At 70.5% G+C, this 12857-nt stretch carries 2 protein-coding genes (1 of these 2 cut by a window edge); one reads left to right on the forward strand and one right to left on the reverse strand.

Features of this window, described 5'->3' with window-relative positions; genetic code table 11:
• Positions 1-12205: the start of a hypothetical protein gene (locus ACFU5M_RS04105; protein ID WP_379043356.1), read on the reverse strand. The gene continues 17642 nt to the left of window position 1, outside the view; only the first 12205 of its 29847 coding nucleotides appear in the window; it begins with the start codon at positions 12203-12205; its stop codon lies off the left edge, out of view.
• Positions 12206-12598: 393 nt separating this feature from the next.
• Here ACFU5M_RS04105 and ACFU5M_RS04110 point away from each other — a divergent pair.
• A partial coding sequence (locus ACFU5M_RS04110) for a hypothetical protein (protein ID WP_379043359.1) occupies positions 12599-12857 on the forward strand: 259 nt, incomplete at its 3' end.

A 12857-nucleotide genomic window follows, 5' to 3' on the forward strand; every position in this document is an offset into this window, starting at 1 on the left:
CACCGTCGCGGCCGGTATGCGCCTCGTCCCAGATGTTTCCGTAGTAGTCGGCGTAGTTCTGCCCGTTGTTCCATTCGGTCCGGCCGAGCGGCTCGCGCAGCGCCGCGACGCCGCGGTCATGGGCCTCGGCGCGCGTCCCCGCGTTGTCCCAGCGCCGGTCGGCCATCTCCTCGTCGAACGCCTCGCGATAGTGCCGCTCGAGGGGATGCTCCGCGATCTCGTAGCCGAGCGACCGCAATTCCGCCGCGAGCCGGAAGTGCCTGCCGGTGGCGGCGGCTTCCTCGTCGACCATCGCGTCGACGAATTCCTCCCGCGACATCGCGCGGATGCGCTCGGGGGTATTCGGCGTGGTGCGCTGCAGATGACGCTGTGCGTGCAGCGATTCGTGGGCCAGCGTCAAGGCCTGCCGCACGTGCGAGTTGCCCGAGGTGAAGGCCAGCGCCGCCAGTTCCCGGCGCCGGAACTCGCCGGTCCGCCCGTCCGGCGCGGTGTCTTCGAAGCGGGTGCGGATCGGGCCGTTGTCCAGGCTCGCCAGGACCTGTCTGCCGAAGTCCGTCTGCCGCAGCAGGTCACGGACCTGGTCGCCGGGAGTGTCCAGCAGCAGACGGTCCTTCGTCGGCGCGCCGACGTCGCGGCCCGGCCCGGCCGGGTGCTCCGCGTGGTGCAGCAGCAGGTCGTGCAGCGCGCGCACGGGCTTGCCCGCCGGACCCAGATCGCCGTACGCGTCGCGCAGGACGACCTCGGCGAAAGCTTCGGCCACCGCCTCGTGATCGTTCAGCAAGCCATCGTCGTCGAGACTGTATCCGCTGAGTTCCCGTAACCACTGGCCGAAGTCGGCGTCGGGATCCTCGGCGGCCAAGTCGAGCAGATGACGCTCCGCCCGCATCCGTGCGGCGAGACCGCCCGCGTGATCGAGGGCGTGACCGTATTCGTGCACCGCGACGGCGTACACCGGCCGCCGCAGCATCATCGGCTTGATCTGGTCGTTGCCCACGGCGTTGTACACCGCCGCGCGGAAGCCCCGCGCGCTCGTCGCATGCTCGTAACTCAGAACGATCGCTCTGGTGAAGACGGTCTTGGTGACCTCGTCGATCTGACCGTCGGCCCACCCGAGCTCGCCCCGCCTCAGATCGCCGATGCCGACCCCGCGCAGGTCGACGTGCGGGAACCGGCCGTACACGTCGACCACGGCCCTGGCGTATTCCCGCACCACCTCCGGAGCCAGGCCGGGCAGGTCGAAGCCGAACACCTCGAACTGCGGGTTGTCCATCGCCTCGCGCAGTCGGTCCTGGAGCAGCTCGCCCACCTCGTGCGGACTCAGCCGCGACCACTCGTCCTCGCCCTGGACACCGAGCACGTCCGAATCGGGCAGATCCGGGGCGAATTCCTCGGGCGGACGTGCCTCGCGTGCGGAGTCGTCCACCATCCGATCCCGTTCGACACGCGGATGGTCGCCGTCGTCGGTGGACCGATCATGGCCGCCGGGCCGATCGCCCTCCGGCGTGCCCGGCCTGCCCGGGGTGAGCCGATCGATGAACCGCCCCCACCTGCTGCGCGGTTGACCGCGATCGGCCAGATCGGCCGTGCCGTCGCTGAGCAGCTCGACGATCCGCGCGACCAGCTTCTTCCGATCCGGCGCGGCCAGTCCTTGCAGATGTGTGGCCAGAACGTCCGAGGTCGATCGGGTCGACACCGGTGCGGGCACGCGCCAACCGCCGTTGCCGTCGGGTTCCAGGTGGATGCTCAGATCGGTCGCCCCGACGTGCAGGATCTCCAGCTGGTGATGCGCGGGGCGGTGGATTCCGGGATCGCCCGGCAGCGGAATCCGGCGGGTGTACAACCGGTGGGCGACCTCGGCCGGGTGCGGCGGCGTCAGCGGCGGGTCGGCGTCGGCCGCCGCGCGGTGCCCCGCTTCGTGGAAGTTCTCGACCAGCCTGCCCGGGACATGCCTGCCCTGGCGGCGGGTACCCCGGGCCTGCTGGGCGTCCTCGGCGGTATAGAACGCGTGCGGACCGAGCTGTTTCAGCCACTCGTCGAAGCCGAGCCGGGTCCGGCCCTCTGCCCGGTAGCGCAGATAGTGCGCCAGCATCTGCGTACGCGCCTCGTCCGTGCTCGGGTGGCGGTACTGCCCCTCTGCTTCGGTCACCGTGATGTGGTGCATGGCCGGAAGGCCGCCTGCCCCGCGCACCGCGTTCCGGTAGTCGAGGAAGTGCGACCGGTCCCAGAGCACATCGGCGAGATCCGGATGGCTCGCGGCCAGTTCGCGCAGGGCGTCGACATGGTGACCGGGCTCGGCGACGACCACCAGGCGCGGCCGTCTGCCAGGTTCCGAATCGGCCGGATACCGTGCGACGCGGTCGGTGAGTCGCTCGGGGTGCGGCTCGCCGTCGAATTCTCGATCGAGCACACGTCGCGCGAGGTCGGCGTCGTCGTGGCGCCCGCTCTCGCCATGCGGTGTGCCGTCGGCGGAACCGTCGGAGGCCGGCACGATTCCGTCCTCGGGCAGTTTCGGATACCCCCAACGCGACTCCCCGTGGTTGCCCGCGGCGCGGACGACGTCGAGGGCGATTTCGGCCCGGTCCAGGCCGACCCGGTCGAGATAGCGACGTACGGCCTCGCGGCCCGCCCGGTAGGCGGCCTCTTCCGGTGGCGGCGCCTCCGGGTTGCGGCGATGCGCCGTGTCGGCCTTGGTGTACGCCTTGTCGTACGCCTGGGTGTAGGCGCGTTCGGCCGGGCCGACCGGCACGTACTCGCCCAGATCCCGCAGCATGCGCAGGGATTCGAGCTCCAGCGCGATATGCGTGGCACGCTCGGCGACACGGGCGCGAGTATCCTCGCGCGGCGCCGGTGCTTCGGTACCGGTGACCCGGTCGGTCGGGGCGATGCCGTGCGCCCGGTCCCATGCCGCCCCGAAGTGGTCGCCGTAGCCGCGCCAGTCGACCATCGGCCCGAGGTGGTTCAGATGCTCGCGCACGGCGCGCACACCGGCGCGGAAGGCGGCCCGGTGGTAGAGCGGGTAGGACCGCACGACGCCGGACTTCCAGTACGTCTTCTCGGCGTACTTCAGCGCGTCGTCGTACGCCTGGGCGTAAGCGCGTTCCAGGTCGTCGACGCCGATCCGGTTCGGATCGATCTTGCCGGTGAAGTCCGCGTCGCCCGCGTACATCAGGGCGTACGCCTCGGCCATCCGATCCAGCATCAGGTCGACGTACTCGTCGCGGGACATGGTCAGCCGTGCGAGCGGTTCGCCCGCGGCTTCATGCACCTGCTCGGCCAGCCGCGCCGTGCGCAGCAGTTGCGCGGCATGCCGCTCGGCTCCGCCGTCGGACTCCAGCACGACGGAATGGGTGACCGGGTCGTAGCCCGCGGACGGGCGCAAGCCGTAACGACCGCTGTCGAGACGGACGATGCTCGCCTCGGACTCGGTGCTGAACCGGATGTCCACACCGAGCCGCTCGAGCATCGCCGCCGCCCATTTGCCCTGATCGCTTGTGCCGAGTGCGCGCAGTGCCCGGTCGAGCAAGGCGCCCGCGTGCTCGGTGAGACTCCGCGGGTGCGTCCCCTCGCCTGTCCGGTAAGGCGTAGGCGTCTCGATATCGGCGGTGGGGGCGTCGGCGACGTCGCGAAGAACCCGCGGGACACCGGATTCGTCGAGATGTACCCGGATGCCGGTGGGCGGTGCGTCGCCGGAGCGGGCAGCCCGATTCGACAGGTCACGGCGGACGATCTCCGTGATCTCGCCGAGGAGCCGGGCCTGTTCCGTCGTCGCCCGTGTGTGCTGCGCGGTCAGTTCCGCGAGCAACAGGATGTGGCCGGTGCCGTTCCATATGTCGATGCGCTCCGACCGCTCACGCAGCACATCGAGAACTTCCCGGCGGGTGGACGGGATCTCGTCGTCGGGAAGGTTGAATCCGTCCTTCAGGCGCCGGAAGGCGCGACCCCAGTCGGCCTCGATGCGCGTCACCTCGCGCTTGGCCGCCGCCTCCCGCCACCGCAGCCGGTCCAGTTCGCGAGACGTCCCGAGATCGGAGGGAACATATTCCTCCGTCCCCTCGGCTGTGCGCGAGCGCTGCGCGGCGTCCCATTCCTCGCCCGCCTCGTGCCGGCCGCTCACACCCTGACGGGGATCCTCCGGCGCGTCGAACCGTGGATCGGCCAGCAGCTCGTCCACGCCCGCCGCCCGCCGTCGCTCGCGGTCCGCACTCGAATCCGGGTGACGTGGGGGAACCACGTCGAGCACATGACGCGACTGCGTGTCGACTCCGGCCGGTGCCTCGTCCACGGCACGCCCTTGCTCGCGGTCCGTATCCGGTGGACGGGGCGGGGAAGCCACGTCGAGCACATGACGCGACTGCGTGTCGGCTCCGGCCAGCACCTCTTCGAGGTCGATAACCCGCAGCGCCGCCCGCTCCAGCTCCGACAGACGGTCCCGCCAGGCGGCCGACCGGTCGACACGGATCGTCCGGCCGTGCAATCGCTCCAGCGTATCAGCAAGTGCGGCAGGGGTATTCAGGCCCGCCTCGTCTGCCAGGCCGCGCGCCGCCTCCGCACGCAGGCCGCGCGCCGCGTCGACCGCCGCGGCCACCGCGTCTCGTCGGGCGGTCAACCGGGCCGCTTCCGCGTCCCGGATCGCTTGGCGCGCCGGGTCGTTCGTCGGCGGCAGGCCCTCCGGCCGGTCGAAGGCAGCCAGATAGGCGGATTCCAGCGCCCGACGCTGCGCGGCATCGACCAGATCCCGCACAGGTCCGCCGTACGGGTCGTACCCGGCCTCGCGCATCTCGCGGTGGAATTCGGCTTGCCGGCCGATGGCCTCGGCTTCCACCCGCACCCGCGCGGCGACGTGATCGGCCCGGTCCAGCTCGCGGACGCGGGCGGGGGCCACCTCGAGCCTGCCCTCGGCGACCGCCCCGGCCAGTTCCGCGGCGCGTACCACCGCCGCCGCCTGTGCCAGCTGGTCGCGCCCCCTGGTGCCGATGAACACGTCCATCGTCCGCCCGTCGAACCGGTCCGGCTGCCCGGGATCGTCGCCGGGTTCCTCGAACCGGATCGCGGCGCCGAGGGCACGCAGCCGCGTCAGCGCCTGCCTCCCGATCTCGCTGCGCACCAGTACTTCTCGTACCTCCGCTGCGGCCACGTCGATCGGCCGGTGCTGCCAGCCGGCCGGTTGGCCCTCGTCCGGGCGCACGAGATCGAGCGCGTCGTCACGACCGGAGGCGGCGAGGTCTTCTCTCGGCGCGCCGAGCAGCTCCCTGCCCGGACTGTCGTCATGCCCGGCGGATTCCCCGGGCGCCACGTCGTCATCGGATACCGGCGCATCCGGCCGATCGCGTCGCGCCGATCCCGCCCCGGCCCCGTCCGTCGGATCAGCGAGTTCGCCGGGCCGGGCCTCCTGTAGCCGATCTCGCGGCGCCGATCCCGCCTCACCACCAACCATCGGAGCAGCGACTTCGCCGGGCCCGACCTCCTCCAGCCGATCTCGCGGCGCCGATCCCGCCTCATCCCCGTCCGTCGGAGCGGCAGGCTCGCCGGACCGGCCCTCGTTCTCCGGCTGCTCCGGGTCGAGCCGGATCGCGGGCCGACCAGCGGCTTGCGGGCCTTCGGCATCCCGCTCCGGCCCGCTCGGCTCGTTGCGGGAAATGAACCGCTCGAGCCGGAGCCCGTCGACGAACCGGCCGAACCATCCGCGCCGCGCGCTGCGGTGGAACGCATCGCGCAGCAGGTCGTAGGCCACACGCACGGGTTCGCCGACCCTGCCGCGGCCACGCGACTCCACCGCGGCGAACGCCTCGGCCAAAGCCTCCACGGGGTTGAGCAATCCGGACTTGTCCAAGCTGTATCCGCTGAGATTGTCTTTCAACCACGCCAGGTAGCCCTCGGTGGTCGGTTCGCCCAGTTGCTCGGACATGTAGTGATCCAGCAGCGCGGCATCGAGTTTGCGCCGGGCGTAACCGCTGCCGGCGAAGTCCAGAACGTGGCCGAACTCGTGCACCGCCATCGCGTACACCGGCCTGCGCGCGGCGCTCGGGTGGAACCACCCGGATTCGACGGCTTGCTCCACGGCCTTCCGGAATTCCGTCGCGCTCGCGGCATAGTGCCCGTTGATCCGTAGGTCGTCGGCGTGCACCCGGAGACTGCCGCGGTCGATGACTTGCCCCGTTTCGGCGAAGACGCCGCGCGGCAGGTCACCGACGACGATCCGGCGCAGATCCGCGCGCGGGTACCGCTCGAACATATCGACCATCGCGCGGGCGTATTCCCGGAGCACTTCGCCGTTGAGACCGGCCCGGTCGAAGCCCGAAACCTCGAATTCCGGGTTGCCCGTGATCCGCCGCACGGTGTCTCGCAGCTTCTCCCCGACCTCCGCCGGGCTCAGGCGCGACCACAAGTCGTCGAACGGCGCGCCGAGCAGCCTCGCGTCACCCTCGATCGCATCGATCAACCGGTCGTACAGCATACGGACGGGCTCGGCCACCTGGTCGCGGCCGTGGGCCTGCACTTGCACAAGCGCTTCGGCCAGCGCCTCCGACGAGTCGAGTCCCCTGGTGGTCAAGCTGTAGCCGCTGAGGTTGCCGCGCAACCAGTCCAGGAAACCGTCCATCGTCCGGTTGTCCGGATGGTTGTCCATGTAGTGGTAGAGCAGTTCGTCCTCGGCCCCTCCCCTGGCCGCGTTGTCACCGGCGTCTTCCAGCGCGTGCCCGAACTCGTGGACGGCGATCGAATACGCGGGCCGCCGCAGCACGGCCGAGGAGTACAGCCCGTCGTCGACGCGGTTGGTCATCGTCTGCCGCAGCTCTTGCGCGCTCGCGACGTATTTCGCGCTCACCGTGATCGACTTGGTGTACGCGCGCCCGTCCTCATACCCGGAGTTCGCCTCCGCGATCGCCTTGCCCGGCAGATCGCCGATACCGATCCGGCGGATGTCGACCCGCGGATAGCGGCCGTGCATGTCGACCATCGCCCGGGCGATCTCCCGCACCACCTCCGCGTCGAGACCATCACGGTCGAAGCCGAACACCTCGAACTCGAGGTTGCCCGTCATTCGGCGCAGGTCGTCGCGCAGCTTTTCCCCGACCTCGGCCGGGCTCAGGCGCGACCACTCGTCATCGTCCGGGGCACCGAGCAGTTTCTTATCGGAATCGCCGGGTTCGTGGTTTCCGGAGTCCAGGTGGTCGGGCTCGGAGGTGTCGGGCGTGCGCCCCATCTCCGGCGTGTTCTCGGCGGACCGCGTCACCGGCCGGGACGGATCGACCTGCTGCCACTCGCCGTTCGCGGCGCGCCACATCGCCACGTCCAAGCCGCGCGGTGGCCTGGCCCCGTCCCTCGCCCCGAAGCGGCCGCCCACGTGACGCAGTGGCGGCGCGGACACGTCGCCATCGATCGTCCAGTCCCCCGCCCGGTTCGACGTGACCCGGCGGTACTCCACCGTGACATCCGGCCGCATCATCGCGCGCAGTACGGCCTCGGAGGTGTGCGAAGCATGCTGGAGCGCGAGGTCGTGGTCGTTCATGCCGCTCGGGGGCGCCACCGGATCCCGCGGACCGTAGACGACGATCCGGGGCGGCTCACCGTCGATCACCCCGACCCAGTCGGTCTCCATCCGGCCACCGGCCGCTTCGATGTCTCGGCGGCCCGCGCCCGCGAGCTGCGCCATCCGATCCTGGATGCGCCCGATCCGGTTGTGCGCCTCGTTGACCTCACGGGCCACCTCGTCGAGCATTCCGATCTGGTCGGACCGGCCGGGATGGTCGGACGTGAGTCGTTCGATCGTGCCTGCCAACCGATCCGGCCGCAGACCGGCCTCGTCGACCATCCCTTGCTCGTCGACGAGCCCCAGCCGCTGTGCCAGATCGTCCCGCATGACGCGGCGCGGTTTGATCCGCACGAGTTCGCGGGCGCGCGCACCGGCCGATTGATGCTGCTCGGTCAGCGCGTCGGCCAGCAGCGGCCTGCCGTCGACGGCACCGTCGCGAACCAGTTCCCTGAGCCTGCTGTCGAGCACCGCGATCCGCTCGCGCAGCCCGATGACGTGCTGGGCGGCCTCCTCCAGTTTGTTCATGTCCCGCAGCCGCCGCATGCGCTCGGTGGCCGAGCGCTGTTCGCTGACCTGTCTGCCCGCGTCCTCACCCAGCGCAGCGATGTCGACGGTCCGCCGGGTGGCCGCCTCGTCCAGCCTCCGCATCGTGCCGGCCAGCGATTCCCGGGTACCCAGCGCCCTTTCCGGATCGGCGACGTCCATCACCCTGGTGACCCGGTCGTCGCGCTTGGCCTGCCAGAACTCCATTTCGCGGGTGAGCCGGTGACGTTCGGCGAGCATCCGGTCATACTCGCGGTTCGCCCACTCCGTGGCCGCGGCGACATCGACCGGCTGCCGCGCGCCTTCCTCCGGCGACGGCTCACTACCGTCCGGCTTGTCCACACCGGTGTCACCTTCCGGCGGGGGCCACACCTGGAGCTGGTACGGCTCGTTCCGCTCCGCTTCGCCTTCACGGTTGTCGGCACCGTCATCCGGTTCGTCCGGCGTACGGGCAGGCGGATCGGCGGGCGGTTTGCTCGACCCGCCGTCGGCGGCGGTCCGCGGTGGCTCCGCCGCTTCATCACGGTTCGACGGCGTGACCTTTCGATCGCCCGGCTCCGGCCCCGCTCGCGAGTCGTCGGGTGACGCAGCGGCCCGCGGCGGCCCCGTGGGGGACTTGTCCGCGCCGCCACCCGCGTCCGTCTCCGGACCATCGCCCGGAAGGTCCACATGGTCCGGCTCGAGCGAGAGGGGCGTGTCACCGGTCTCCGGCGGCTCGGCGGCCGAGCGGGTCAGCAGATCGTGCAGCGCGCGGGCGGGGACGCTGACCGAGTCGGCGTCGTCGTCATCGCGGAGCACCCGGTCCGCGAACGCCTCGGGCAGCGCCTCCTCCGGCCGCAGGTCGCCCGCCCGGTCGAAGCTGTGGCCGCTGAGCTGGTGCAGCCAGTCCTCGAATGCGAGATCCGGGGTGCGGGTGTCGTCGTCCAGGTATTGCTCGTACAAATATTCCTCGGCCCGATGGCGCGCGCTCTGCTGACTGGCGTAGTCGAGCGCGTGCCCGTATTCGTGCGCCACGACGGCGCGCACCGGACGGCGCAGCACTTCCGGGGAGAACCGCCCGTTGTCGACACCGAGCCGCATCCGATCCCGGAACGTCTGCGCGCTACTCGCGTGGTCATAGCTGAGGACGATCGATTCGGTGAACATGCGGCCGGAGGCATCCAGCCGCGGCTGCGCCATGCCGATCACCTCGGGCGGCAGACCGCCGATACCGATGCTGCGAAGGTCCACGGCGGGGAATCGATCGAACAAATCGACCATGGCCCTGGCGTATTCGCGCACGACCTCGGGATCGAGACCCTCCAGGTCGAACCCGAAGACCTCGAAGTCGGGATTCTCCATAGCCTCGCGCAGGTGCTCCTGCAGCCGCTCGCCGACCTCCTCCGCACTCAGATGCGACCATTCGTCCTCGCCCGGCACGCCGAGCAGCTCCGCGTCGCGGACGCCCGCGGCGGGATTGTCGCCGTTTGGTGGAACAGCTGATTCGTCGGTGTCACGTGGCGCTTCGACGTCAGCGCGTGGGGAGGCGGCGTCGTCACGTGGCGGAGCGGCGACATCCGGTGGCGCAACAGCGTCCTCACGCGCCGGAACAGCGGCATCGTCAAGTGGCGAGGCAGCCGCGTCACGTGGCGAGGTAGCAGCGTCACGCAGCGGAGCGGCGACATCCGGTGGCGCAACAGCGTCCTCACGCGCCGGAACAGCGGCATCGTCAAGTGGCGAGGCAGCCGCGTCACGTGGCCGAGCGGCAGGGTCGCCCGGCGGAACAGCGACGTCGCGCGCCGGAACAGCGGCAGCATGCGCCGGGGCGGCGGCAGCATGCGGCGGGGCGGCGGCAGCATGCGGCGGATCGGGGGCATCACTTGCCGGGGCGTCCACCTCACGGGCTGGAGCACCCGCGGGCGGCGCCTGGCCCGGTATCCGCACCAGCGCGGGCGATGCGATGCCTCCGATGACATCGATCCGCACCAGCTCGCGGTCTCGTCTGAGATCGAATTGGCGAGAAGTGATGTCGCCGTTCTTGGTGGCGTGCACGAGGTGGTATTCGACCCCCAGCGTCCCGTCCCGATGCGCTCGCAGCAGTTGCTCACGCGCCCGCAGCAGCGCCCGGCCCTTCGCGCTGTCCGGATCGACACCGCGCGCCGCCATCTCCTCGGGCGTCTCGGTCAGAATCCGCCGCAGATTCTTGTCGATCGCCGCGGTGCGGCGCAGGTATTCCGGCGAACCCTGTTGTGCTTCGGCAACTTTCGAGCCGCCGAGCGGCGCACCGACACCCTTGGCCTCGATCACCACCAGCTTCGGCGGCCCACCGTCCACGCCCGGGACCAGCACCGCGATGTCGACGGTATCGGCGCCATCGATGGCGCCCTCGAACGGGGACAGCAGCACCGCGCCCGGCCACTTGTTCTCATCCAGCCCGAATGCCCGGCCACCCAGTTCGCCGAGCGTCTTCGACGCCTTGCCCAGCAACGGACCCAACCGGTTGAACTCCGCCGCGTTGCGCTCCATCGCGCCGAGACGATCCAGCTTGGCTTGCTTCTCGTCGTCGGAGAGGTCGGACTCCAAGATCTCGGCTTCGAGATCTGCCACGCGCTTAGCGAGCTTCTCCTCGGCCAGGTCGCTGATCTTCTCGATCCTGAACTCCGCCATATGAAGTTTGACCATGTCATTGGCCGTGTCACGTTGCGTCTGCAATGCCGCACGCTGGGTGACCGTCTTCGCGATCTGGCGTGCGATCAGGTCATCGACCACCGTGTACGGGCGCACGGGGCCGCGATCGGCCATGAACCGGTAAGGCCGCTTCGTCAGATGATCGGCGATGTATTCCTTGGTCAGCTCGTCGTGCAACCGGAAGGTGTCGTCGCGGTAGGTGCCCGGGTCGTCGTCCTCGTGACGCCACGTGCCGTCCGGGTCACGGTAGGAGTCGGGACGATCGCCGAATTTGTGCAGTAGTCCGTCGGCGTCGCGGTACATACCGGCCGGAACGTCGTCGTCCGCGCCGTGTTCCAACCGGTGCTCGACGTCGTCGGATTCACCGAGGAAGTCGGGTGTCTCGTCGAGGGTTCGGTCGCGTGCGGGCCGCGCCGCGTCATCACCCTCCGGACCGTCACGGTCCAGCGGCGCCACCTTCCGATCACCCGGCTCCGGCGCCTCGTCATCCGCGCCACGCGGCGGGGCCGCCGAATCGAAGGGCCGAGTCGCCTCGTCATCCGCGCCACGCGGCGGGCTCGCCGGATCGAAGGGCCGAGTCGCCTCGTCATCCGCGCCACGCGGCGGGCTCGCCGAATCGAAGGGCCGAGTCGCCTCGTCGTCGGCGCGCGGATCGCGGTCGCTTGGCGGAATGCGCGCCGGGTCGGTCGGGTTCGAATCGTCGCTTGTGCGCAGGGGATCCGGTTGCGACGGTGAACGCGGCGGTATCGGCGCATCGTCCGCGGGCCGTCCACCGGCGACCCGCCACCAGGTATCGGCGTTCTTGCCGAACTCGCGGGCATGCCATTCCGCCTGCGCCGCCCTGATCCGCAACGACCGTTTCGACACTCCTTCCGGTAGATCCGCGTCATCGATGCGGTTCACCAGATCGCGCAGCTGCCGCGCCTGCTCGGCTGCCCGGCGGGAGTGCATGTCGGCCATCTCGGCCCGCATCCGCGCCCGGAACTGCTTCGGCGTCTCGTCGCTGCGCCGACCGGCGATCTCACCGTCGGGGCGGTAGATCGGGCGATCGTCGGTCGGACGCACACGTGGGTCGGATCCGCCGGGCGGCACCACATTTCCCTGACCGTCGAACAGCAGGGCCGACACCGCGCGGACGTCCACCGGCACATCCGGCGGAAATCCCCTGCGGCTGTCCGCTCCCGGATCGGAGACGTCGATGTGGAATTCCCCGGTGTCCGGGTTCATCCGCACGGTCAGGGTGTAGGCATGCGCGCCGACTCCGTGCTCGTCGACCGGGCCGGCGTATTCATCCACCACGAGGGCGCGCGGGACCCGGCCCTCGGCGATATCTCGCGGGTCCATCCCCCTGGCCATCCGCAGCAGTTCGTCGGCGATGCCCTGATGGCGAGGCTGGTCCGGTCCGCTGTCCGGGTAGTCCCACATGCGGCCACCCGCGGCATCCTGGATGTCGCGCAGCGACATGCCGCGCTCGCCGACCGGCTCGTCCGGAGGACGGATGGTATCGCTCCCGGTGGCCTGCCGAATCTCCTCGAGCGAGAGCCGAGCGCACTCCCCGCGGTTCTTCGGCTCCTGTTGTCGCGCATCGGACTCCGGATCGTTCCTGGAGGGTTCACCCGAGTCCCTACGATCCGGACCATCGGTGTCCGGCCCCGGACGACGCACCGCCCTGGACTCGCCCGAATCCCTGCGGGCCGGACCATCGGTGTCCGGACCCGGACGACGCACCGGCCTGGACTCGCCCGTGTCGCCGACGAGCGGCAGCACGACCGGTTCGGCGGTTTCGCGCCGTCCGTAACCGGATTCCGCTGTGTCGCGGGATCGCGACGTCTCGCCCTCGGATCGGTCTGCACCCGCTTGGCGCGGCTCGCCCGCCGGGCGCGCCGCACTATCCTGACGCGCAGCACCATCCTGACGCGCAGCACCATCCTGACGCGCAGCACCGTCCTGACGCGCAGCACCATCCTGACGCGCGCCACCCTCTTGGCGCGCAGCACCGTCCTGGCGTGCAGCACCCTCTTGGCGCGCAGCACCCTCTTGGCGTGCAACACCCTCTTGGCGCGCAGCACCCTCTTGGCGCGCGCCACCGTCCTGGCGCGCAGCACCCTCTTGGCGT

Origin of the sequence: Nocardia sp. NPDC057455, assembly GCF_042802775.1 — a bacterium.
Taxonomy (GTDB): Bacteria; Actinomycetota; Actinomycetes; order Mycobacteriales; family Mycobacteriaceae; genus Nocardia.